Origin of the sequence: Rhodococcus wratislaviensis (assembly GCF_041228765.1) — a bacterium.
Taxonomy (GTDB): Bacteria; Actinomycetota; Actinomycetes; order Mycobacteriales; family Mycobacteriaceae; genus Rhodococcus_F; species Rhodococcus_F wratislaviensis.
On record NZ_CP150488.1, the window covers coordinates 1,787,006 to 1,811,406 of the forward strand.

General features: G+C 63.9%; 21 protein-coding genes. All 21 read left to right on the forward strand.

Annotated features, from left to right (window positions below; all coding sequences use genetic code 11):
* Positions 1–35 precede the first annotated feature (35 nt).
* The 21 genes from WKC72_RS07985 to WKC72_RS08085 all read left to right on the forward strand — a co-directional run bounded on the left by WKC72_RS07985 (position 36) and on the right by WKC72_RS08085 (position 24,317).
* Complete coding sequence (locus WKC72_RS07985) at positions 36–1,208, forward strand: LLM class flavin-dependent oxidoreductase (protein WP_128641011.1); 1,173 nt, start codon at positions 36–38, stop codon at positions 1,206–1,208.
* A gap of 28 nt (positions 1,209–1,236) precedes the next feature.
* The gene (locus tag WKC72_RS07990; protein WP_128641012.1) at positions 1,237–1,632 is read left to right on the forward strand and encodes a RidA family protein; all 396 of its coding nucleotides are present in this window, start codon (positions 1,237–1,239) and stop codon (positions 1,630–1,632) included.
* 5 nt (positions 1,633–1,637) lie between these two features.
* Positions 1,638–2,486: an amidohydrolase family protein gene (locus WKC72_RS07995; protein WP_128641013.1), complete on the forward strand. Its 849-nt coding sequence runs from the start codon at positions 1,638–1,640 to the stop codon at positions 2,484–2,486.
* 65 nt (positions 2,487–2,551) lie between these two features.
* Positions 2,552–3,898: an MFS transporter gene (locus WKC72_RS08000; protein ID WP_128641014.1), complete on the forward strand. Its 1,347-nt coding sequence runs from the start codon at positions 2,552–2,554 to the stop codon at positions 3,896–3,898.
* A 52-nt stretch (positions 3,899–3,950) separates the two neighbouring features.
* On the forward strand, positions 3,951–4,334 hold the full coding sequence (locus WKC72_RS08005) for a RidA family protein (RefSeq protein ID WP_235214630.1): 384 nt from the start codon (positions 3,951–3,953) through the stop codon (positions 4,332–4,334).
* 71 nt (positions 4,335–4,405) lie between these two features.
* Positions 4,406–5,188 carry an enoyl-CoA hydratase-related protein gene (locus tag WKC72_RS08010; RefSeq protein ID WP_268789226.1) on the forward strand — a complete coding sequence of 261 codons (783 nt, stop codon included), beginning with the start codon at positions 4,406–4,408 and terminating at the stop codon, positions 5,186–5,188.
* Positions 5,189–5,200: 12 nt separating this feature from the next.
* The gene (locus tag WKC72_RS08015) at positions 5,201–5,695 is read left to right on the forward strand and encodes a flavin reductase family protein (protein ID WP_009475734.1); all 495 of its coding nucleotides are present in this window, start codon (positions 5,201–5,203) and stop codon (positions 5,693–5,695) included.
* A gap of 35 nt (positions 5,696–5,730) precedes the next feature.
* Complete coding sequence (locus WKC72_RS08020) at positions 5,731–6,258, forward strand: NADPH-dependent FMN reductase (RefSeq protein WP_128642313.1); 528 nt, start codon at positions 5,731–5,733, stop codon at positions 6,256–6,258.
* A 55-nt stretch (positions 6,259–6,313) separates the two neighbouring features.
* Positions 6,314–6,643, forward strand: a complete 330-nt coding sequence (locus WKC72_RS08025) for a carboxymuconolactone decarboxylase family protein (protein ID WP_370182246.1) — start codon at positions 6,314–6,316, stop codon at positions 6,641–6,643.
* Positions 6,644–6,804: 161 nt separating this feature from the next.
* Entirely contained in the window at positions 6,805–7,449 is a 645-nt protein-coding gene (locus WKC72_RS08030; protein WP_235214631.1) for a TetR/AcrR family transcriptional regulator, read from the forward strand.
* A 498-nt stretch (positions 7,450–7,947) separates the two neighbouring features.
* Positions 7,948–9,468: a GMC family oxidoreductase gene (locus tag WKC72_RS08035; RefSeq protein WP_128641018.1), complete on the forward strand. Its 1,521-nt coding sequence runs from the start codon at positions 7,948–7,950 to the stop codon at positions 9,466–9,468.
* A 129-nt stretch (positions 9,469–9,597) separates the two neighbouring features.
* Entirely contained in the window at positions 9,598–10,719 is a 1,122-nt protein-coding gene (locus WKC72_RS08040) for an LLM class flavin-dependent oxidoreductase (RefSeq protein ID WP_005567537.1), read from the forward strand.
* A 117-nt stretch (positions 10,720–10,836) separates the two neighbouring features.
* On the forward strand, positions 10,837–12,279 hold the full coding sequence (locus WKC72_RS08045; protein ID WP_370184285.1) for an aldehyde dehydrogenase family protein: 1,443 nt from the start codon (positions 10,837–10,839) through the stop codon (positions 12,277–12,279).
* Positions 12,280–12,310: 31 nt separating this feature from the next.
* Entirely contained in the window at positions 12,311–13,495 is a 1,185-nt protein-coding gene (locus WKC72_RS08050; protein ID WP_128641019.1) for a thiolase family protein, read from the forward strand.
* A 63-nt stretch (positions 13,496–13,558) separates the two neighbouring features.
* Complete coding sequence (locus WKC72_RS08055; protein WP_128641020.1) at positions 13,559–14,821, forward strand: bifunctional 3,4-dihydroxy-2-butanone-4-phosphate synthase/GTP cyclohydrolase II; 1,263 nt, start codon at positions 13,559–13,561, stop codon at positions 14,819–14,821.
* Between the two features lie 330 nt (positions 14,822–15,151).
* Entirely contained in the window at positions 15,152–17,509 is a 2,358-nt protein-coding gene (locus WKC72_RS08060) for a LuxR C-terminal-related transcriptional regulator (protein WP_128641021.1), read from the forward strand.
* Between the two features lie 443 nt (positions 17,510–17,952).
* Positions 17,953–19,176 (forward strand): LLM class flavin-dependent oxidoreductase, encoded by a 1,224-nt coding sequence (locus WKC72_RS08065; protein WP_370182247.1) that lies wholly within the window; start codon positions 17,953–17,955, stop codon positions 19,174–19,176.
* 29 nt (positions 19,177–19,205) lie between these two features.
* Entirely contained in the window at positions 19,206–19,601 is a 396-nt protein-coding gene (locus WKC72_RS08070; RefSeq protein ID WP_128642315.1) for a RidA family protein, read from the forward strand.
* 390 nt (positions 19,602–19,991) lie between these two features.
* Positions 19,992–21,071, forward strand: coding sequence for an LLM class flavin-dependent oxidoreductase (locus WKC72_RS08075; protein WP_268789228.1), 1,080 nt, complete (start codon positions 19,992–19,994; stop codon positions 21,069–21,071).
* 133 nt (positions 21,072–21,204) lie between these two features.
* Positions 21,205–22,698: an aldehyde dehydrogenase gene (locus WKC72_RS08080; protein ID WP_268789229.1), complete on the forward strand. Its 1,494-nt coding sequence runs from the start codon at positions 21,205–21,207 to the stop codon at positions 22,696–22,698.
* A gap of 206 nt (positions 22,699–22,904) precedes the next feature.
* Positions 22,905–24,317: an aldehyde dehydrogenase family protein gene (locus WKC72_RS08085; protein WP_268748105.1), complete on the forward strand. Its 1,413-nt coding sequence runs from the start codon at positions 22,905–22,907 to the stop codon at positions 24,315–24,317.
* Positions 24,318–24,401: the final 84 nt, after the last annotated feature.

A 24,401-nucleotide genomic window follows, 5' to 3' on the forward strand; every position in this document is an offset into this window, starting at 1 on the left:
AAGCGGCGTTCGGCCACAGAGACTTGGAGTGAAGTATGAAACTGGATTTGCTGTATGCGTTGACGAATCGTTCGGGCGAGTTGTCCTGGCATGAGGTGCTGGAGGCGACGCGGCGACATGCCGTGATGGCGGACGAGCTCGGATATGACCGTATTTGGTTGGGGGAGCATCACTTCGATGTCGACGGGACCGATGCGAGCCCGAATCCGATCATGCTGGCGACGGATCTGGCCGCTCGGACGAGCCGCATCCGGTTCGGGATGGCGGCGGTATCGCTGACCCTGTGGCATCCGCTGAGGGTGGCGGAGGATCTCGCCATCCTGGACCACTTCAGTGACGGTCGCCTCGATGTGGCGTTCGGTCGGGGAATTCTGCCGATCGAGGTGATGAATCTCAATCCCGAGGCAAACCGCTGGAACGGCAGCGAGAACAGTTACGGGATCTTCGACGAAAACCTCGCGATCGTGAAGGGGATCTGGACCGACCGCCAGTTCCGTTGGAAGGGGCCGCGCTACACATTCCCGGAGCCGGGGACGAAGTTCATCCACTCGCCCGGTGCGCCCGATCCGGAAGGCTGGGTCGGCGATGACGGCATGCTTCAAGCGTTCGGGATCACTCCGCAGCCGTACCAGCAGCCGATGCCGCCGCTGTTCGCGGTCACCGAGACTGTCGAGGGCTTCCGGCGCGCCGCTCAGAAAGGTATGAAGCCGATCACCTGGTACCCCACCGGTCGGATTCTCCACAACCTCTGCGAGCTCTACCGCGACGAGCGGGCCAAGGTCACCGGCGTCACCCCGGCACTCGGTGAGGATGTGGCCGTGCTGCGCATGGCATACGTCGCGGACACGGACGAGGAGGCGCGTCGCATCGCTGAGCCGGCGGTGGTGGAGTTCTTCGAACTTATCTGCCGGGTTCGCGGTATCGGGGTCTTCCTCGACGCCGACGAGGACCCGAACGATCCCAAGTACAAGGCGATGGCCCCCTGGGATCTCATGTTCGATCGTGATCACCTCTTCATCGGTTCGCCGGACACCGTGCTCGAGAAGATGACGCGGATGACGAAGTCGCACGGCATCCAGAACTGGCTGTTGCAGATGGGCGTGCCGGGCATCGCACACGACGACATCGACAGATCGCTGAAACTCTTCGCCAGCGAGTGCATGCCGGAACTCCGCACGCTCGATTCTACGGCTGTCGCCGCGAACTGATCCACCGGATCCCACAGAAGGAATACTCATGACGGAATACCTCAACCCAGGCAACCTTCCCTACCCTCGATTCGGAATGAATCCGGGTGTGGCGACCAAGGACTACGTGTTCTGCGGCGGGATGGCGCTGGATCTGGAGACGCTGGCGCGTAAGCCGGAGGCCGACACCATCGCGAACGAGACGAAGGTAGCGCTGGAGGAGATCCAGGGGATCCTCGAGACTGTCGGCTGCACGCTCGGGGACGTGGTGAAGACGACGTGTTACCTGGCCGACGATTCGTATCGCAAGGAGTTCTGGACCGCGTACACCGAGGTCTTCGGCGAAGGCCCGTACCCGGCGCGCACGACGCTCGTCGTCGGCATCGCCGGCGACTGCCGCGTCGAGATCGACGCCGTCGCGCTCCGGCCGAAGAGACAGGGGTAGCCGCGATGCCCGACCGTCCGTTCACCGACTGGCACACACACATCTACTTACCCGAACATCTGGGCCCGGTATGGACCGACCGAGGAACCGAGCTCGTCGGGCGGCCAGGCTTCGGCCGCGCGGACCTCGCCGAGCACACCCGGGTGATGGCGGCGTCCGGTGTCGAGAGGTTCCTGGTCCTCGGCCTGCAGGTTGCCCGGATCGGAATGAAGGTGCCGAACGACTATGTCGGCGAGTACCTCGACGCCAACCGGGAACGGGCGATCGGGGTCGGCAGCGTCGACCCGACCCAGCCCGGCGCGGCGGACGAACTCCGCCGCGCCGTACGCGAATACGGCCTTCACGGGGTGAAACTCTCACCGCCGTATCAGGGTTTCCATCCGCACTGCGACGAGGCCTACGAGGTCTATCGCGCTGCCGCTGATCTCGGCATCTTCCTCATGTTCCACCAGGCGAGCGTGTTCGCGCCCGACGGGTGCAACGAATACGCGTACCCCATGTTTCTGGACAAGGTCGCCCGCGAGTTCCGGGATATGAACATCCTCGTTGCCCACTTCGGGAAGCCGTGGATGAACGAGACGGTCGAGCTGATGATGAAGAACCGCAACGTCTTCGCCGACGTATCGACGCTACCGGTGAAGACCTGGCAGCTCTACAACGGGCTCCGACTCGCCATCGAGGGCCATGTCACCGACCGCCTTGTGTTCGGCTCCGACTTCCCGTCATTCTGCCCGAAAGAGTCCGCCGATCAGTTCCTGGCGATCTCGGAACTCGACATGCCACTCCCGATCCCACACGACGTGGTCGAGGACATCCTCTACAACCGGCCACTCGACATCATTCTCCCGAAATAGCCCCCACTCAGCGGGCCGATGTGATCACCAGCGATCCACCCCCCGCCCCGAATCCGGAGACCGCAATGAGCACTCTTGACGGCACTTCCTCCCCAAGGGCAACTACGGACAGGCCCAACGACGATCTTGTTCGCCAACGGCGCCGCGTCTATATCGCCAGCGCGATCGGCAGCACGATCGAGTACTACGACTTCCTCATCTACGCGACCGCGGCAAGCCTGGTGTTCGCCCCGGTGTTCTTCGCGGGATCGTCGCCGGCCGTGGCGCTCATCGCCTCGTTCGGCACGCTCGCCGTCGGATACCTCGCCCGCCCGCTCGGTGGAATCATCTTCGGCCACTTCGGCGACCGGTTCGGCAGGAAATCCTCGCTCATCTGGACCCTGAGCATCATGGGGGTGGCAACCGTATCGATCGGATTGCTGCCGACACCCGACAAGATCGGCGTGCTCGCCCCGACCCTGCTCGTGGCCCTCCGTCTCATACAGGGAATCGCCGTCGGCGGTGAATGGGGCGGCGCCGTCTTGATGGCTGTCGAACATGCGAACACGAAGTCCCGCGGCTTCTACGGCAGCGCAACCCAGATGGGAGCCTCGGCCGGACTCCTGCTGTCCTTCGTTGCGTTCGCGGCGCTGGGCGGGCTCTCCGAGGACCAGTTCCTGTCCTGGGGTTGGCGTCTACCCTTCCTCGTGACGGTCGTCCTCGTCGGAATCGGCATGTACATCCGGGTCGGCGTACGCGAGAGTCCCGTCCTGCTGGCCGAGAAGAAGGAGCGTAACGAAGAGGAGCCGCGCCGCGCGCCGCTGTTCGCGCTACTTCGGGAACGCCGGGGTCGCGTGCTGCTCGGAATCGGCGTCTACGCTGGACCGTTCATGGCGTACGCAGTGGCGACGTCACTGCTGGTGACTTACGCGCACAAGGACTTCGGGATCCCGCGCCAGACGCTGCTCAACGCGATGATGATCGGTACGGCGGGCATGCTTCTCACTGTCCCGTTGTTCGCGTGGCTCTCCGACCGATACGGCCGGCGACCGGTCTACGTCACCGCAGCCCTGCTCACGGCGATCCACGCGTTCGCGATGTTCCCATTGGTGACGTCGGGAAGCTTCCCACTGATCCTGCTCTCGTATGTCATCAGCATGACCGTGCTCAACGCGGCGGCGAACGGCCCGGTCCCCGCACTGCTCGCGGAGCTGTTCCCGACGGCGTCCCGCTACACGGGCGTATCCCTGTGCTACCAATTTGCCGGCATGATCGGTGGCGGCCTCGGCCCGCTCCTCGCTGCAACCTTCATCGCGCCGGGAGGCCCGGGCAGCATCGCGGTTTCCGTGATGATCTCCGCGCTGTGCATCGTGGCCGCGCTTTCTGTCAGCGCACTCGGTGAGACCCGGACCGTCGATTTACGCAATGCGTGATGACTGCAACCAGACCGTACAAACGAAAGACGAGGTCGAAATGATCGACTACTTGAATCCAACCGACCTGGGAGATTTCAGCCCGCAGGGGCTGTCGTCCGGTACCGCGACCGACGTGTTCGTCTATGCCGCGGGCCTGGCGATCGACCCCGAGACCATGGCGAGACGTAAGGAGGCGGAATCGATCGCCGACGAGACCCGGATCTGCCTCGAGAACGTCGCCACGATCTTGGCGGACGCAGGCCTCACACTGCGAGACGTCGTCAAGACCACCTGCTACCTGCAGGACGAGGCACATCGCTTCGAGTTCCTCGATGCGTACAAGGGCGCTTTCGGTGAGGGACCATACCCGGCACGGTCGACGTTCGTCCTCGGTATCGCCTCGAACCTGCGTGTTCAGATCGAAGCCGTCGCGGTACGTCCCGACGCAGCCTGAGTCGGTAACGAACGCCGACGGTCGGACCACGTTCATCGGTGTCGACCGGAACCTCGCAGAAGGACTGGGAAATGACAGAATTCGATAAAATCCGCATCGAGCGCCACGACGACGGCATCCGGGTTCTCGTACTCGACGACCCGGAGAAGCGGAACGCCATCGGCCCCGCCATGCGCCTCGAGCTACTCGAAGCGGCGGACCAGCTGTCCACCGACACTGAAACGCGGTGCCTGGTGGTGACCGGATCCGGGACCTCCTTCTGTGCCGGGGCGGATCTCATGGCGATCTTCGGCGTGAACGGCGCGACCCCGTCGAGCATGCGGGCCCGTCAACTGTCGTACTACGAGAGCTTCCTGTGGCTGCGGGAGCTCCCATACCCCACGGTTTCCGCCGTCAACGGTCACGCGATCGGTGCTGGGTTGAATCTCGCGTTGGCATGCGACATCACCATCGCGGGGCCGAACGCCAGATTCGGCGCCACCTTTGCGAAAATGGGCTTGCATCCGGGAGGCGGATGCACCTATTTCCTGACGCAGAAGCTGGGGCGGGGACGTGCACTACGCACGGTTCTCCTCGGCCGGACACTCGACGGCGTGCAGGCCCATGACGAGGGACTCGCAGACGTCTACGCCGATGACCCGCTCGGAGAAGCTTTGACTCTCGCACATTCGGTCGCTGATCTGCAGCCGTCGCTCGCTCGCGACATGAAACAAGCCGTGAATCTCGCCGCCGAGAATTCCTTCGACGTGACGGTGGGATTCGAGTCCTGGGCTCAGGCAGCCAGTGCGTACAACCCCGGTGTCCAGGACGCGATTCGCGCCGCGGGCCGCACCACGTCATCCCGATCGAGCTAGGAGAAACGAACAATGATCGACTTGGGCAAGTTCAAAGACATCATGGCGTATGCACCAGGCCCCGCCACAGTCGTCACTGCCACCGGTGACGACGGCAGGCACCAGGGTCTGACGATGTCCGCGGTGTGCTCTGTCTCGCTGGATCCCCCGCTCGTCCTCGCATGCCTCGACCACGGGTCGAACACCCTGCAGGCGGTGCGTTCGTCGGGATCCTTCACCGTCAACTACATCGCCGACGGCCACGAGAGCGTCGCGCTGGCCTTCGCGGTCAAGTCGGACTCGAAGTTCGACGGACATGCATGGTCGGCCCCGGACGGAGGACTGGGCGGGCCGGTGCTCGCGGAGAACACCGCGGCGTTCGCAGTGTGCCGGGTCGAGCAGATGGTCGAGGCCGGCGATCACACGATCGTGGTCGGTGCCGTGGTCGACGGGGGAGTGCGCGAGGATTGCCATGCGTTGGCCTATGCACGCCGGGAATTCTTCACGGCCGTCGGATCGCAGGTATGAACCGATACTCGCTGACGATCAATCGAGGAGAGTCCATGGCGCACAGCGACATCACAGTCGGCGTTCTGGTCGGAAACCCGCGGCCGGCATCGCGGACGGCAACCGTCGCACTGGAGGTAGGCCGTCAAGTTGCCGATGCGGTCGGAGGCAGGGTCGGTCCTGTCGTCGATCTGGCGATGCACGGCGGGGACGTTCTGGACCCCGACTCCGCGACGGTGCAACGGGACATGGAGCTCGTCAGCGGAGTCGACACCCTCATCGTGGTCTCGCCGACCTACAAGGCGACCTACACGGGCCTGCTCAAATCCTTCTTCGACCGTTTCGGCTTCGTCTCACTCGACGGCGTCGTAGCGGTGCCCGTGATGGTGGGCGGTGCCCCACACCATGCCATGGCCGGCGAGGTCCACCTCCGACCGCTGCTGGTCGAACTGGGTGCCGTCGTGCCCACTCGGAGTCTCTACGTCGTGGACTCCGAACTCGACCACCTCACGGACACGGTCAGCACCTGGCTGTCCAGGGAAGGTGCCTCGCTGACGAACGCACTGCGCACTGCGCCGGCGTAGATGAACACGGGACACCCGGCGACACCGCGGCCCCAAGTACCTCGAAGGAACAATTATGCCCGATATGCCCGGCCCCGCCCGACGGGCACTCGGTTCGTTCGCTCCGAAGCTGGCCGAACTCACCGACGACACCTTGTTCGGCGACATCTGGGAACGTCGTGAACTGACACCTCGAGACCGAAGCCTCATCACCGTCGCTGCCTTGATCGCGCTCTACCGCTCCGAGCAGCTGCCCTTCCATCTGCGGAGGGCACTGGACAACGGCCTCACAGTCGAAGAACTCGTGGAAGTCGCCACTCACCTCGCGTTCTACTCCGGCTGGCCCACCGCGATGACGGCAGTCCAGATCCTTCGGGATCTCCCCGGCCCCGAAGCCTCTCCATAGGTTGGCCGGGCGCGCATAGCATGCCGACTGGTACGAATGTATACTTGATCGGTACGCCGACGAGCCGTGGGTGTACTGGACGTGCCGTAGCATCGCGCCTACCCGCTCCGGACAGAGTGTTCGAGATGGACGGCGGGCTGAACAGCCAGGGAGGAAGTTTCGTGGCGAGGCCGAAGGTTTCGAGTGGCAAGACGAGTGGCCGTAGGGTCCGCGACCCCGAGGGAGCTCGGCGTGCCCTGCTCGAGAACGCGGTCGAACTTTTCGAGCGGAACGGATACGCGGCAACGTCTGTCCAGAGCATCGTCGATGCGGCGGAGCTGACCAAGGGCGCCTTTTATCACCATTTTCAGAGCAAAGAAGACCTGCTCTACCGGGTGCACGACGAGTTCATCAACTATCAGCTCGGGCGTGCGCGCAGCGTCATGGCGGACAAGGAACAGAGTCCGGATCAGATCCTGCGACGACTGATCACCGAGGCTTTACTCGAACCGATGTCGATCTACAAGGCGGAGATCACGGTGTTCATGCAGGAACGGAAGTTCTTGCCCACTGATGTCTTCGCCGAGATCCAGCAGAAGCGTGACGAGTTCGAGCGCTTCTTCGTCGACGTGATCGAGCGCGGCATGCAGGAGGGTGTGTTCCGACAGAAGGGCCCGGCACGACTGGTGGCATTCGGGATCATCGGCATGGGGGCGTGGACACACGTCTGGCTGGACCTGAAGGGCTCGGTAACCCCCCGCGAAATCGGCACCATCTACGCCGACATCCTCATCGACGGACTGATCGAGCGACCGGCGGACGCCTGAGCTGCACTCTTCGACCACCCGGCCTCCACGAATGCCCCTTCGTGGAGGCCGTGCTCGTTTAGCGCCTACCGTGACGCAGCGGGTTCGCGGCATCCGGGTGAACCGCGGTCCCAGCGGTATCGTCGCGATCTCTTGACCCCCTGACGTGTAGTGCGGTAACGTCATCTCACAACGTTACGTACCGCCCGGTTAGTATGTAAGCGCAGACGAACTTCGTTTATCTGTTGAGCCGGCGGCACGCTTCCTGGCTGGAAGGCGTTCCTCTGTTGTCGAGAAGCCTCACTCACCGGACGCGCTCCAGCCTGAATCAGTGACTCCGGGCGGTCGTTCCCCGAGATATCCGAGATCGGTGTCCGTTCTCGAGAACGATGAGAACCACTCTATCCGTACGACATTGAGGATTCGATCATGCCAGCAGAACTACTCGGTGACGTTCCGAACGCGAATACCGTGACGGCGGGCGCGGTGCAGCCGGTCGGGGTCGGGCGGTAGAGCATCGTGGACACCTACGACTACATCGTCGTCGGCGGCGGAACCGCCGGGTGCATCATTGCTGCGCGACTCACCGAGGATCCCGAGGTCCGTGTCCTGCTCCTGGAGGCCGGCGGCTCCGAGCGACGACCAGAAATCGAGAACCCAGGTGCCTGGCCGAGTTTGGCTGGCAGCGAGCTGGATTGGAACTACGCGACCGTTCCGCAGAAGGCTCTCGGGCGGACGGTCCCCGCGACCCGCGGCAAGGTCCTGGGCGGCTCGGGCTCGATCAACGTCATGGCGCACCTGCGGGGACACCGAGTCGACTACGACTCGTGGGCCGCGGAGGGCGCTGAGGGTTGGGACTACGACTCGGTGTTGCCCTACTTCATGCGCTCCGAGGACGTCCCCGACGGCGACCCCCGATTCCGGGGTCGGGGCGGACCACTGGCGCCGCGGCCGATCGACTCGCCCCACCCGTTGTCACTCGCCCACGTCGAGGCCGCGCGGCAGGCGCAGCACGCTGTCGCAGCAGACCTCAACAGTGGCGAGTTACTCGGGGCAGCGTGCCATGAGCTGCTGATCAGCGGGAACAGGCGACAGAGCACCGCGAGCGCCTACCTCAGGCCGGCTCGCGGCCGGACAAATCTGACAGTTCGCACCGGGGCGATCTGTCGACGCCTCGTCATCGTGGGCGATCGCTGTCGCGGGGTGGAGTACACCTGGGACGGTCACTCGATCCGGTCCGCGGCGGCCGGCGACGTTGTCTTGTGCGCCGGTGCAGTCGATTCCGTGCGGCTGCTGCTGCATTCGGGCGTCGGACCGGTCCGAGACCTCGAGTCGGTCGGCGTGCAACCGGTGATCGAGTCGCCGGAGGTCGGCCTGAACCTGCAGGACCACATCTTGCTGGCGGGAGTCCGGATGCGCGCGGATCGACAGCTGCCCCCACCGAGTGGCAACTACGCCGAGTCGACGCTGTTCGCGAAGACGAACCCGTCTCAAACCCGGCCGGAGCTGCAAATCGTGCAGATCCAGGTCGACTACCACACGCCGTGGCAACGGCCAGCCGAGAACAGTTACACCTTCGGGATCGGGCACATGCGCCCGCGAAGCCGCGGAAGCATTCGCATGGCGTCTTCCGACCCGGAAGCGCCGCTGCTGATCGATCCGAAATACCTCAGCGACCCATACGACATCGAACAGCTCATCGCCGGAATCGAGGTGGTGAACACACTCGCCGAGACGAGCGCATTCGACGCATGGGGTGGCACTTCCGACGCCTCCGCACTACTTCGCCTCGACCGCCCGGAGTTGGAGAAGGCGATCCACGACAGTGTCAGCAGCTTCTTTCACCTTTCGGGAACCTGTCGCATGGGCACTGACGCGACGGCGGTGGTCGATCCGCACCTTCGGGTGCGCGGCGTCGACGGGTTGCGCGTCGCAGATGCGTCAGTCATGCCGAGCATCGTCTCGTGTAACACGAATGCTGCGACCGTGATGATCGGTGAGAAGGCCGCCGATCTGCTGTGCGGCAGACCCGCTGGGTGATTCCGGGCGCGGTCCCACGAATCAGCTGATTCGACGGCGATTTGCCTCTGGCGCCCCGAGGTTTCGGCCGCTACACTACGTACCAACCGGTCGGTAGGACCGATTGCACTACTCGACGAAGGAGGAGAGATGCACACCGGCATCACTCTCGTATTTCAGAACATCGACGGAAACGTCTCGGACGCGGAGACCTACCGCAACGAGCTGGATCTCGCGCTGCGGGCAGAGTCCGCCGGCTTCGATTCGGTATGGACGCCAGAACATCACTTCACTGCCTACGGCATGACACCCGATGTCCCGCAGTTCCTCTCGTGGCTTGCGGCCAAGACATCCACGGTCAAACTGGGGACGATGGTGTCCGTCCTTCCCTGGCAGGACCCGGTTCGGACCGCCGAGAACTTCATCCTGCTCGACCATCTCTCGGGTGGCCGCTCGATGCTCGGCATCGGCCGAGGGCTCGGCCGGGTAGAGTTCGACGGCTTCCGGGTGGAGATGGGCAAGTCCCGCAGGCTCTTCGCGGAGTATGCCGAAGCGATCCTGAACGGTCTCGAGTCCGGCGTCATCGAAGCCGACGGCGAACTGTACAAACAGCCGGCCATGGACCTGCGCCCCGCGCCGTATGCGTCGTTCCGCGGTCGCACCTTCGCATCGGCGGTGTCTCCGCAATCAATCGACCTCATGGCAAGCCTGCAGGTCGGGCTGATGGTCATCGCGCAGAAGCCTTGGGACAAAGCCGAAGCCGAGATGCGCGACTACCGTGCCCGTTACCTCGAGATCAACGGCGAGGAGCCGGCAAAGCCGATCATCTGCGTCTTCGTCGGAGTAGGAGAGACAGAAGCCGAGGCCCGGCAGATGCGCGATGTGTACCTCCGGCGCTACGCCGAGTCGACCGTCGAGCATTACGAATTCGACAACGTCGGCTTCGCGAAAATTGAAGGCTACGAGTACTACGCCGGGCTGAGCCGCAACATCGAGAAGCACGGAGTCGACGGCTTCTGTGACTTCCTCGCCGATCTCCAGGTGTGGGGAACGCCGGATCAGGTCGTCGACCGGATTCTCGAGTATGTCGATCGACTGGACGCGGGCGGGGTCCTGATCGCACCGTCCTTCGGCGGCATGGCGCCCGAAGTGTCATCCCGAAACTTCGAACTGCTCGCCTCCGAGGTGCTTCCGCGCCTCAAAGCCCACGATGTGGGCGGCGAACTCGGTGTTACCTACGGTGTCGACCGAACACTGACGCCGACGTCATAGCAACTCATCGGCTTCTCGGGGCCGAACCGTCCATACGTGTTCGTCGAGTCGGCGGCACCTACCAACGATTTTCGAGTAGTGAGGGTTTGAATAGTGACAATCGCCGATGTGGATTTGATGGCTGCGTGTTTGATTGGTGGTCGGTGGGTGCCGGGGTCGGGAGTGGATGCGATCGATGTGTTCAATCCTGCGACGGGGCGGGTGATTACGGAGTTGGTGCCGGCGACGATCGAGGATGCGGAGGCGGCCGTGGTGGCTGCGTCTCGTGCCTTCGCCGACTGGGGTTCGCGGCCGTTGTCGGAGCGGGTGCGGTTTTTGTATCGGATGAAGGTGATCCTCGAGGACAGTGTCGAGTCGTTGGCGCGCACGATCACGATCGATCAGGGTAAGACGTTGGATGAGGCGCGCGGTGAGGTGGGGCGGGCGGTCGATTTCTTGGAGACGGCGATTGCCGCTCCGATGCTGTATCACAGCGACGCCGTGAACGTCACCACTGGTGTGGATGCGCGGCGGGTGCGGGAGCCGTTGGGGGTGTGTGTGGCGGTGACGCCGTCGAACTTCCCGGTGATGAACACGGTGCAGTTCTCGGCGTGGGCTCTGGTCACGGGTAATACCTTGATCATCAAGGCGTCCGAGCAGGATCCGCTCGCGTCCACCGCGGCGATTCGGTTGCTGCAGCAGGCGGGTCTGCCGGATGGGGTGCTGAACTTGGTGCACGGCCGGGCGGATGTGGTCAAGCACCTGATCGCCCACCCGTCGGTGGTGGCGGTCTCGTGCATCACGTCGTCGCCGACGGCGCGGGCGATCTACGGGGCGGCGGCAGCGGCCGGGAAGCGGGTGCAGGCCAATGGTGGTGCGAAGAATCCGATCGTGGTGGCCGCGGATGCGGATCTCGATAGGGCGGCGGCCGGGATCGTGTCCTCGTCCTATGGGATGGCGGGTCAGCGGTGCCTGGCGGGGAGTCGGGTGGTGGTGGTTGGTGATGTCTACGGCGATCTGATGGACCGGGTGGTGGCGTTGGCCGATCAGTTGGTGGTCGGTGACGGTATGGACGAGGGTGTGACGATGGGCCCGGTCGTCAGCGCCGAGAGCAAGGTGCGGATCCTGGCGGCGCTGGGGGAGGCGGAGGATCTGGGTGCGACGTTCGTTCTCGATGGTCGGAACGTGAAGCCGGTGGGTGGGGTGGGGTCGGAGAACGGCTATTTCATCGGGCCGACCGTCGTGGCCGATCTGGATCCGCGGCACGGGGTGGAGGGTCGGGAGTTGTTCGGTCCGGTGATCAATGTGCATCGGGTGGATACGCTGGCGGAGGCGATCGCGTTGTCGAATGACACCGAGTTCGGTAACGCTGCAGCGGTGTTCACCAGCTCTGGTGCGGTGGCGGCGGAGTTCGAGCGGGGTATCCGGGCCGGCAATGTGGGTGTCAATGCGTTTCCGGCGCCGCCGGCGAATGTGACGATGGGCGGGTACGGTGCCTCGTTCTACGGTGATTCGCATGTGTGTGGTGCTGCGCCGTTGGATTTCTTCACCGATCAGAAACTGGTCGTTACCCGATGGTGAGCACCATGCGGCGAACCAGTGGGAGCGCGGCATGAACTCCGCGGTCGTCATCGACGCGGTCCGGTCGCCGATGGGCCGAGCCCGCCCGGCTGGCGCACTGGCCGGTGTTCATCCGGTCGAGCTGCTGGCGCAGGTGGTTTCCGCGCTGGTGGAGCGAACGGCGGTGGATCCCGGCGAGGTCGACGATCTACTGGTCGGGTGTGTCACGCAGTCCTCCGAGCAGTCCGGCAACATCGGGCGGATGGCGTGGCTGGCGGCGGGGCTGCCGGAGCAGGTGCCGTCCGTGACCATCGAGCGCAAGTGCGGCTCCGGTCAGCAGGCGTTGCAGTTTGCGGCGCAAGGCGTGATGGCGGGGTCCTACGACATCGTGATCGCGGCCGGCGTCGAGTCGATGAGCCGTGTGCCGATGGGATCGAATCGTCAGGGTGCTGACATCTACGGTCCCTCGGTGAACGAGCGGTACGCTCCGGGACTGCTACCCCAGGGTGTCGCAGCCGAACTCATCGCGCACCGGTGGAATCTCGACCGGAAACAACTCGACGAGTTCGCCGCGCGTTCACATCAACTCGCGGCGCGGGCGGACTCCGCCAACGCTTTCGCGCGCGAGATCGTGCCCATTCGCGTGCCGGCCACGGAGGAGACGGTGAACCGGGACGAGACCATTCGTCCCGGTACCACCCTCGACTCGATCGGGGCGCTGACACCGTCCTTCCGCACCGAGGAGTACGCCGAACGGTTCCCGGAATTGCGATGGCACGTCACGCCGGCGAACTCGTCCCAATTGACCGACGGCGCCAGCGCGGTGCTGATCGCCAGCGAACGGGCGGCCAGGCGAATGGGCTGGCGTCCCCGGGCCCGACTCCGGTCCTTCTACGCCTGCGGTGACGATCCGTTGATGATGCTGACGGCGCCGATCGCGGCGACACGGGAGATCCTGGCCCGGACCAGCCTGGCGATCGATCAGATCGATCACTTCGAGGTCAACGAGGCCTTCGCCTCCGTGCCGCTGGCGTGGCAGTCGGATCTCGAGGTCGACATCGACCGCCTGAATCCGCGAGGGGGAGCGATCGCCCTCGGTCATCCGCTCGGAGCGACTGGTTGCCGGTTGCTGACGACGATGCTGCATGCGATGGAAGACGCCGACCAGCGACGCGGGTTGCAGACGGTATGCGAGGCGGGCGGCATGGCAAACGCACTCATTCTGGAAAGAGATTGACGGGTGCGGGACGCCCTTCCCAGAGCGTCCCGCACCTCCCATTGAGAAGGCAGGAGCACTCCCATGAGCGACAGAGTCCGTCTGGACAGTGTGGAGCGGGCAATCGCCGACATCGCGGCCGGTAAGGCGGTCGTGGTGGTCGACGACGAGGACCGGGAGAACGAAGGTGACATCATCTTCGCCGCGGAGAAGGCCACACCGGAGCTGATGGCGTTCACCATTCGGTATTCCAGTGGGGTGATCTGTGTGCCGATGGCGCCTCAGATGCTCGACCGGCTGGACATTCCGTTGATGACCCCGCACAACCAGGACCGGATGCGCACGGCGTACACGGTGTCAGTGGACGCGGCCGACGGTGTGAGCACGGGGATCTCTGCGGCCGATCGTGCACGGACTGCTCGGGTGCTTGCCGGTGCGGGTTCGGTGCCGTCGGATCTGACGCGGCCCGGTCACGTCTTCCCGCTTCGCTACAGCGAGGGCGGGGTGTTGGTGCGGCGCGGCCATACCGAGGCCGCAGTGGATCTGGCCACGATGGCGGGGTTGGCTCCGGCGGGTGTGCTGGTGGAGGTCGTCAACGACGACGGCACCATGAAACGGGCTCCTGAGCTGCGGGACTTCGCTGACACCCACGGTCTGGCGATGATCTCCATCGACAGTGTGGTGGGATACCGGCGCCGGCACGAGTTGCTCGTGGAGAGGGTCGCCGCGACCCGGCTGCCGACACGGCACGGCGACTTCACTGCCTTCGGATATCGCGTGGAAACCGACGGCACCGAGCACATCGCGCTGGTGCACGGCGACATCTCCGATGCCGCCCCGGTGCTGACACGAGTGCATTCGGAGTGCCTGACCGGTGACGTCTTCGGATCGTGTCGCTGCGATTGTGGGCCGCAACTGACCGAAGCGATGGAGCGGATCAGATGTGAAGGCCGCGGTGTCGTGATCTACCTGCGTGGGCACGAAGGGCGCGGCATCGGACTGGCGGCGAAGCTGCAGGCCTACAGTCTGCAGGACTTCGGCCGGGACACCGTCGACGCAAATCTGGATCTCGGTCTGCCGATTGATGCCCGGCACTACGGGACGGCTGCGCAGATCGTGCGAGATCTGGGTATCGGGTCGGTGCGATTGCTGACGAACAATCCGCAGAAGGTGACCTGTCTGCAGGATGCAGGCATCGAGGTCGCAGCACGTGTTCCCCTACTGCCGCGGCCGAACAACCACAATCTCGGTTACCTACAGACCAAACGGGACCGGATGGGCCACGACCTCCCCGACCTGTGCCCGGCGACACCCGTGAGGGAGCGAGGTATCACCGCCTTCGGCTGAGCAACAGCCCGGCTGGCCGACCGTTGGAATCGGAACGGATAATCCGTTCACGAGGGAACTCCCTCGCCGCATCCGACGACCGGGTCGAAGCGTGAATCTCGCGGGACTGGCCATCACCGCGGTGACGCCCGCAGTCGAGCGGGCCAGGGGAGTTGAACTCGCCGTCACCAGGCTGTAGAACGTACATCGTATAGCGGGCACGATTTGTCAAGAGGTGGCGCATGACTGTACGGCCGACTTCTTTCGGATTGGCCGATCGGCTCGGCGCATCGGACGCGCCCGTCAAATCAGCCTCCTGCGTAATGTGCCGGTTCGATATTGGATGCGACCATGCCCGAAAGTGAGCCCCCCGCGGACATCGGCGTGCATGCCAAGTCGAGGCGAGGCAAATCCGGAAATCTTCCACTGGACCTGACCAGCTTCGTCGGCCGTCGGCACGAGCTGGCAGACACCCGCCAGCTGCTGTCCGGATCGCGGCTGGTAACTCTCATCGGCGCCGGCGGCGTGGGCAAGACCCGGCTCGCCCTGCGGATCGGCGACGTTTCGCGTAGGACATACGACGACGGTGTCTGGTTCGTCGAACTGGGTGAACTACACGACGGGGACCTGCTCGGACAGGCTGTGTCGGGTGCGCTGGGTTTACAGGATCACTCCGTCCGGCCGCCCATGACTGTGCTCACCGAACAGCTGGCGGAAAAACGGATCCTGTTAGTCCTGGACAATTGCGAGCATCTAATCGAGGCAGTTGCAGGTGTTGCACAGGTCGTACTGCGGACGTGCCCGGGTGTCCACATCCTCGCCACGAGCCGTGCGTCTCTCGACATTCGTGGGGAGGTAGTGGTTCGAGTACCCCCGCTGTCGCTGCCGGAGCTGACGCGATCGACGGCGACGCTACGCGAGATTTCCCGATATGACGCGGTGACCCTGTTCGAGCAGCGTGCGGGCGCCGCAGTGCCGGGTTTCAGGCTCACCGAGGACAACATGGGCGCGGTGGCTGAAATCTGCCGGCGTCTGGAAGGCCTGCCCTTGCCGATCGAACTGGCGGCGGCACGATTGCGGGCGATGTCGGTCGAGCAGATAAGGGAGCGCCTCGGCGACAGACTCCGACTTCTCACCCTAGGCGGCAGAGGAACACCGACGAGGCAGCAGACCTTGAGGTTGTGCATCGACTGGAGCTATGACCTGTGCTCGTCGCAGGAACAGTGGTTATGGGCTCGGCTGGCGGTGTTCGCCGGCGGTTTTGAGCTCGACGCCGCCGAGGGGGTCCTCGCCGCGGACCCGCCTGACGGAGAGTTACTCGATCTGCTCACGTCTCTGATCGATAAGTCGGTCTTGATCCGCGAAGAGGTCGGGTCGGTGGTGCGGTATCGACTGCTGGACACGATTCGTGAATACGGACGAGAGAAATTATACGAAGCCGGCGGATACTGGGAGCTTCGAAAAAGGCATAGAGATTGGTACGAGCAACTCGTGCTCCGCGCGAAGACCGAATGGATCGGTCCGCTGCAGGTGGAGTGGATCGCCAGACTGGAGCGTGAGCAGCCGAATCTGCGCGACGCCATGGAGTTCTGCCTCAGCGAAGACGGCGAGGCAGAAGCGGGCATGCGCATCGTCACCGCGATGTATCAATTCTGGTTCGTGCGAGGATTGTTCAGCGAAGGCCGTCACTGGCTCGATCGTGCACTCACAAGTCGGGAAGGTCAGCAACCCTTCGACCGGATCGAGGCTTTGTGCACCAGCAGCATGCTGGCCGCGTTGCAGGGCGACGTTGCCGCCGGCACCGTATCGACGGACCAGGCACGACTGCTGGCTGCCCGGGTTGGGGATGCCGACCTCGATGCGTTGGTCGCCTTCGCGGAGGGGTGCCTCGCCGTTTCCAACGGAGAGCTTCGGACAGGTATCGCCAGCCTCGAGAACGCGATCAACGTCTTCCGTCCCGAAGGCGATCTCAACCAGCTGGTGCCGGCACTGGTCTGGCTGGCGCTCGCCTTCGAGATGACCGGCGACATCCAGCGAGCTACAGAGAGCTACGAGGAGCTCATCGCGCTTACCGAGTCGCGGGAGGAAAGAATATGGCGAGCAATGGCGTTGTGTGACTATGGTTTCGCGATGTGGCAGCACGGAGAACGTGAGCGTGGAACCGCGCTCCTCGAGGATGGTCTGCGGTTGTCCCGGATGGTGGGAAGTCAGCTGAGCTACGCCTGGGCGCTCGAGCAATTTGCGTGGACCGACGTCGAACAGAGGCCGGAACGGTCCACGGTGCTGCTGGGCGCTGCGGACGTACTGTTCAGCGCTACCGGTGGTCGCGCACCCGCTCTGACAAACACTGCCACTTTGCACGAGAAGTCGCGGCAGCACGCTCGAACCTCTCTCGGTGAAAGAGCATTTGAGGCCGCAATGAATCGAGGCGCAGCACTGAGCGCGGACGAGGCGGTTGCCTACGCCTTGGGTGAAGAAACGCGGGCCGAGGTGCCCGCGACGAGTGGCGAGGCCCTCAGCCTCACCCGACGCGAGCAACAAGTGGCTGAACTGGTCGCCGAAGGACTGAGTAACAGGGCAATTGCCGACCGGCTTGTAATTTCCCAACGCACCGTCGAAGGTCACGTCGAGCACTCCCTCGTCAAACTCGGCTTCACCTCGCGTACGCAACTTGCCGCGTGGGTCCACGAACAGAAACCCGGCCGCTGAGCCACCTTCTCGTCCGAGCTGGGGCTGATCCGAGAACGGACCGTCCGCACGGCGAGTGCGCGTCTTTGGTGATCCCAATCGACGCGCTGACAGCGGCACCATGTCCGCACCGTGTGTGACCTAAGTGGCTGGTCCGAAGTGCCGGTGCGCGGGTTGTCAGCCGGCCGCGCAGGACGTGAGAGTGGCCCCGAGGGTCCGCCCGGGCTTCCCATCGAGTCGTTGAACCAGCCAGCAGTCAAAGCACTCGGCTTCCGGCGACCTGGGCATACCACGGCACCCACTCTCACATGCCCACCTACGTAGTACGTGGGTACGGCCAATAGGTAGCGAATAGGTAATTTCCCGCTGGCACCGAGGCGTGGCTGCAGCGATTCTCATGTGATGGGCATCACCTGAACGGTTGTACCCCCAAGGTCGGCCTTCGGGTACGGGCTTGGACAGCAATGCGGTCCTTGTCCGAAATATGGGCGAGAACCAATGAACTTTGGAGTGAAATGAAAATCGATCTGCTGTATGCGTTGACGAATCGTTCGGGCGAGTTGTCCTGGCATGAGGTGCTGGAGGCGACGCGGCGTCATGCCGTGACGGCGGACGAGTTGGGGTTTGACCGGATTTGGTTGGGTGAGCATCATTTCGACACAGATGGGACGGATGCGAGCCCGAATCCGATCATGTTGGCGACGGATCTGGCCGCTCGGACGAACCGGATCCGGTTCGGGATGGCTGCGGTGTCGTTGACGTTGTGGCATCCGTTGCGGGTGGCGGAGGATCTTGCGTTGCTTGATCATTTCAGCGAGGGCCGGTTGGATGTGGCGTTCGGTCGCGGGATCCTGCCGATCGAGGTGATGAACCTCAATCCTGCAGCGAATCGGTGGAATGGTTCGGACAACAGCCGGGCGATCTTCGAGGAGAACCTGGAGATCGTCCGCAGGATCTGGACGGAGGATCTGTTCAGTTGGTCGGGAGAGCGGTACACGTTCCCGGAGCCGCGGACGAAGTTCATTCACTCGCCGGGGGCGCCGATGCCGGAGGGCTGGGTCGACGAGCAGGGCTATCTGAAGGCGTTCGGGATGACGCCGCAGCCGTTCCAACAGCCGATGCCGCCGCTGTTCGCGGTGACCGAGTCGGTGGAGGGGTTCCGTGGTGCGGCGCAGAAGGGTCTCAAGCCGATTACCTGGTATCCGACCGGTCAGGTGCTGCGCAATCTGCTCGACCTCTTTCGGGCGGAGAAGGCGGCTGTCACCGGCGCGACGCCGGACCTGGGGGAGGATGTCGGGGTGCTGCGACTGTGCTACGTCGCCGAGACCGATGAGCAGGCGCGTCGGGTCACCGAGGCGAGTGTGGTGGAGTTCTTCGAGTTCGTATGCCGGGTCCGTGGCATCGGGGTGTGGCTCGACGCCGACGAGGATCCGGAAGATCCGCGGTTCAAAGAGATGGATCCGTTCGATCTGCTGATGGAGCGCGATCACCTGATGATCGGCTCGGCGGCGAGTGTGACCGAGAAGATGATGCGGCTGACCAGATCGCATGGCATTCAGAATTGGTTGCTGCAGATGGGCTTTCCCGGTGTGGCACATGACGAGGTGGATCGTTCCCTCGAGTTGTTCGCGGCCGAGGTCATGCCCGAGGTGCGCAAGCTCGACTCCACCCTCGCGGCTGCGCAGTGATCGACGAAGCCCTCACGGAAGGAGTACTCATGGCGGAATACCTCAACCCGGGCAACCTTCCCTACCCTCGATTCGGAATGAATCCGGGTGTGGCGACCAAGGACTACGTGTTCTGCGGCGAGATGGCGCTGGATCTGGAGACGCTGGCGCGTAAGCCGGAGGCCGACACCATCGCGAACGAGACGAAGCTCGCGCTGGAGGAGATCCAGGGGATCCTCGAGACTGTCGGCTGCACGCTCGGGGACGTGGTGAAGACGACGTGTTACCTGGCCGACGATTCGTATCGCAAGGAGTTCTGGACCGCGTACACCGAGGTCGTCGGCGAAGGCCCGTACCCGGCGCGCACGACGCTCGTCGTCGGCATCGCCGGCGACTGCCGCGTCGAGATCGACGCCCTCGCGATCCGACCACGGAACCAGCGGTAGAACCGCGCTGAGAAAATGTCGGGCCGTGCGACCGACAAGTCGTCGACCGAGGCACAACTCTTCCCCGAAGTCATCGGTGAGACCGCTCGACCGGAACAGACAAAATCTGCACAAGCACACGAAGCGCCCGCGCCGAATGAGGGCCGCCGTCGAAGTCAGCACGGTGCCCAAACTGCACGCTGAAGCTGATCATGCTTCCTACAGGGTTCTGCGACGACCACGGCGCAGACATGACGGCGACAACAGCTCCCAGCCCCTACTGACACCGTCCTGCCCAGGACGCCCGAATCCGAAGTCTTGTCCTAGTCGGATTGCCCTCGAATCAGAGGCTCCGCGCATTATTCGACCGATCCGTGAGAAGGCGGGTCGCTAAAGAGAGGAACACCTGCGATGGAGTTCGGTATTTTCATTCCCAGTGCTCGGAATGGTTACATCATTTCTGAGGCTGCTCCACAGTACTCGCCGACGTACTCGCACATGAGGGAGATCATCCAGGCGGGTGAGGAAAACGGGTTCTCCTTTGCCCTGTCGTTGTCGGCGCTGCGCGGGCACGGTGGTACGACGGGGTTTTGGGACGACGCACTGGAGTCGATGACACAGATGGCTGCCCTTGCCCGGGACACGACGACGATGAAGCTGATTGGCTCCGTGAATATTCTGGCGATCCATCCGGCGATCGCGGCGCGGATGGCGGTGACGATCGACCAGATCAGCGACGGGCGTTTCTCACTCAACATCGTTCCCGGCGGCTGGCACCCCCGTGAGCTCGAGGTCATGAATGTGTGGCCCGGCTATGAGTACAACAACTACCGCTGGGAGTACGCGGGTGAGTACTGCCAGGTGGTGCGCGAGCTCTGGGAGAACGGCGTCTCGAACTTCAAGGGCAAGCACTTCCAGTATGACGATCTGCGGATGGGCCCGAAGCCAGACAATCACGTGAACATCGTGTGTGCCGGCGCCTCGGACGACGCCATTGCATTCACCACGAAGTACGCCGACTACTCGTTCCGCCTGGCCTGGGGAGGCGTGGACGCCCTCGAGGAGGTCGTGGGCAGGTTCAACGAGCAGATGGAGAACGCGGGGCGGACCATCCGGCCGTTTGTGGCACTGGGTGTTGTCCTCGCTGACACCGACGAGGAAGCGGAAGCAAAACTGCAGAGCTACATCGACAGCCCGGATCGGGGCGTGATGGAGTACATGATCGGGCAGGCATCCACCGATTCCGCCAAGGGCGGCACCTCAGAGATCCTCGCCGGGGTCGACGCCAAGGGATTTGTGCAGTTTTCGACGGATTTCATCACCGGTTCCCCGGAGAGTATCGCGCGCCAGCTCGACGAGTGGGCCGAACTCGACGTCGCTGGATTCATGCTGATCTTCCCGGACTACGTGGAGGACATCAAGCGGATGGGGCGTGAGGTGTTCCCACTGATGAAGAACTTTACCGCGGTGCAGGCACTGCAGAACGCCTGAGTTTTCCCGCGCCTCGAGCTCCCAGATGCGGGCCGCCACATGATCTGGCCAGGCTGTGTGGCGGCCCAGGGCGGCACCTTCCGTTGTGAGAGTGCCGAAAACCTGTTAATGCGATGAAGATGAGGATGGAACCATGTCCACAACGCTGCTCAGTGAAGAACTGAGGACGAACATCAAGAAGGCCGAGAGGATGCTGATCGGCTTCGAGTGGGTCGACGCGTCCACTGCCGAAACGATCGCGGTGGAGGATCCCGCGACCGGGGAGGTCGTCGCTCTTGTCCCGGCCGCTAACGCCCAGGATGTCGACCGCGCGGTCTCGGCTGCGTGCGCAGCATTCCGCGGACCGTGGCGCCGGCTGACTCCGCAGGAACGTGGCCGACTGCTGTGGAAGCTGGCGGATCTGATCGAGGACCGTGCGCAGGAGTTCGCAGAGTTGGAGTCGCTGGATGCGGGGATGACGATCGGCGAGGCCAGATACGTCGATGTGGCGTTCTCGGTCGATGTGTTGCGGTATTACGCGGGATGGCCGACCAAGATCACCGGGGACACGATCCCGGTGTCGTTTCCGACGAACTTTGGCGGCCCCTATCACTCGTACACGCTACGCGAGCCCCTCGGTGTGGTGGGGTGCATCGTGCCGTGGAATCTGCCGTTGATGATGGCGGTCAAGAAGATTGCGCCGGCGCTCGCGACGGGAAATACGGTGGTTGTCAAGCCGGCCGAGCAGACTCCGCTGTCGATCGCACTGCTGGGGGAGTTGGTGCTGGAGGCCGGTTTCCCCGAGGGCGTCTTCAACTATGTCACCGGTTACGGAGAGACGGTGGGGGCCGCCTTGGTCGAGCACCCGGACGTGAACAAGATCAGTTTCACCGGCTCGGGTCCGACAGGGAAGGCGATCATCAAGGCGGCCACGGGCAACCTCAAGCGCGTCTCCCTCGAGCTGGGCGGGAAGTCACCGAATATCATCTTCGGCGACGCCGATCTGGGGAAGGCGATTCCGTCGGCCGCGCTGGCGATCTTCGCCTGCCAGGGTGAGAGTTGTGTCGCCGGGTCGCGTCTGTACGCGCACCGTTCAGTGTTCCAGGATGTGGTCAACGGGCTGGTCGAGGCGGCTGACAGCATCCGGTTGGGCCGCGGCTTGGATGCGGCGTCGCAGATGGGTCCGCTGATTTCCGCGGAGCACCGGGACCGGGTGCTCGGTTTCATCGAACTCGCCCGCAGCGAGGGAGCCGAGATCGTCACCGGGGGCTCTGCGTGGGGGAGCGAAGGCTATTTCGTCGAGCCCACCGTCTTGGCGAACGTCGGCTCGGACTCGAAAGTCATGCGGGAGGAAATCTTCGGTCCGGTTCTGACGATTGTGCCGTTCGACACCGAGGACGAGGTGCTGGCGCTGGCGAACGATTCGCACTACGGACTCGGTGCGGGGGTGTGGACCCGGGACCTCGGCCGCGCGCACCGCGTTGCCGCGGGAATCGAAGCGGGTCAGGTGTGGGTGAACTGCTATCAGACGGTGGATGCGGCGTTGCCGTTCGGTGGGCACAAGCAGTCGGGGTTGGGTCGGGAGACCTGCAAGGAGAGTCTCGACGAATATCTCGAGCTCAAGACAGTCGTCGTCGATCTGTCGTAGACCACGGGCACATATGGCTCCATGGTCGTCGGTGGCGCCGGTGCGGGGTCGTATCCGCCCACGTCTGACCGAGGACCCGCATGTGTCGGTCTTGCCGGGCGCGGTCATCGGCGGCACCTACCAACGATTTTCGAGTAGTGAGGGTTTGAATAGTGATAATCGCCGATGTGGATTTGACGGCTGCGTGTTTGATTGGTGGTCGGTGGGTGCCGGGGTCGGGAGTGGATGCGATCGATGTGTTCAATCCTGCGACGGGGCGGGTGATTACGGAGTTGGTGCCGGCGACGATCGAGGATGCGGAGGCGGCCGTGGTGGCTGCGTCTCGTGCCTTCGCCGACTGGGGTTCGCGGCCGTTGTCGGAGCGGGTGCGGTTTTTGTATCGGATGAAGGTGATCCTCGAGGACAATGTCGAGTCGTTGGCGCGCACGATCACGATCGATCAGGGTAAGACGTTGGATGAGGCGCGCGGTGAGGTGGGGCGGGCGGTCGATTTCTTGGAGACGGCGATTGCCGCTCCGATGCTGTATCACAGCGACGCCGTGAACGTCACCACTGGTGTGGATGCGCGGCGGGTGCGGGAGCCGTTGGGGGTGTGTGTGGCGGTGACGCCGTCGAACTTCCCGGTGATGAACACGGTGCAGTTCTCGGCGTGGGCTCTGGTCACGGGTAATGCGTTGATCATCAAGGCGTCCGAGCAGGATCCGCTCGCGTCCACCGCGGCGATTCGGTTGCTGCAGCAGGCGGGTCTGCCGGATGGGGTGCTGAACTTGGTGCACGGCCGGGCGGATGTGGTCAAGCACCTGATCGCCCACCCGTCGGTGGTGGCGGTCTCGTGCATCACGTCGTCGCCGACGGCGCGGGCGATCTACGGGGCGGCGGCAGCGGCCGGGAAGCGGGTGCAGGCCAATGGTGGTGCGAAGAATCCGATCGTGGTGGCCGCGGATGCGGATCTCGATAGGGCGGCGGCCGGGATCGTGTCCTCGTCCTATGGGATGGCGGGTCAGCGGTGCCTGGCGGGGAGTCGGGTGGTGGTGGTTGGTGATGTCTACGGCGATCTGATGGACCGGGTGGTGGCGTTGGCCGATCAGTTGGTGGTCGGTGACGGTATGGACGAGGGTGTGACGATGGGCCCGGTCGTCAGCGCCGAGAGCAAGGTGCGGATCCTGGCGGCGCTGGGGGAGGCGGAGGATCTGGGTGCGACGTTCGTTCTCGATGGTCGGAACGTGAAGCCGGTGGGTGGGGTGGGGTCGGAGAACGGCTATTTCATCGGGCCGACCGTCGTGGCCGATCTGGATCCGCGGCACGGGGTGGAGGGTCGGGAGTTGTTCGGTCCGGTGATCAATGTGCATCGGGTGGATACGCTCGCGGAGGCGATCGCGTTGTCGAATGACACCGAGTTCGGTAACGCTGCAGCGGTGTTCACCAGCTCTGGTGCGGTGGCGGCGGAGTTCGAGCGGGGTATCCGGGCCGGCAATGTGGGTGTCAATGCGTTTCCGGCGCCGCCGGCGAATGTGACGATGGGCGGGTACGGTGCCTCGTTCTACGGTGATTCGCATGTGTGTGGTGCTGCGCCGTTGGATTTCTTCACCGATCAGAAACTGGTCGTTACCCGATGGTGAGCACCATCCGGCGAACCAGTGGGAGCGCGGCATGAACTCCGCAGTCGTCATCGAAACAGATCTTTAGGCTCGACGACGAAACTC